This window comes from Salinimicrobium oceani, from assembly GCF_012037645.1.
This window is the reverse complement of the sequence record NZ_JAAVJR010001178.1, coordinates 1-348: the sequence shown is the minus strand read 5'-3', so window position 1 is coordinate 348 and position 348 is coordinate 1. Positions and strand designations below refer to the sequence as shown.

The window sequence follows — 348 nt, the reverse complement described above, 5'->3', positions numbered from 1 at the left end:
AGGGAAGTGCTTGATAAATTTGGATATTATCAGGAAATATGGGTTTCTGAAGTTGGTTTCTCTACCTGGCAGAATGATGAGGTGAAACAATACCAGGAATTCAGGAACGTACTCAATGCAAAAACTGAAAGGATCTACTGGTATTCCTTAAAAGATCTTGATCCAAAGAATTCCACTGTTGGAGGATTCCACCTGGATGAGCGGGAATATCATTTTGGGCTGAAGAAAACCGATGGTACCAGGAAACTTCTTTATAAGCTGCTGGAAAAGGACGGTGTAGAAAAGATCCATCAGCAGCATTATATCAACAAACAATACACGATTAACGAAAAAGAAAAATATACGCTG

The 348-nt window shown here is 38.8% G+C and carries 1 protein-coding gene; it reads left to right on the top strand.

Annotated elements, in window-relative coordinates:
- Positions 1-6: 6 nt before the first annotated feature.
- Positions 7-348 (top strand): hypothetical protein (locus tag HC175_RS21350; RefSeq protein ID WP_209310174.1); only part of this gene is annotated, 342 nt, incomplete at its 3' end.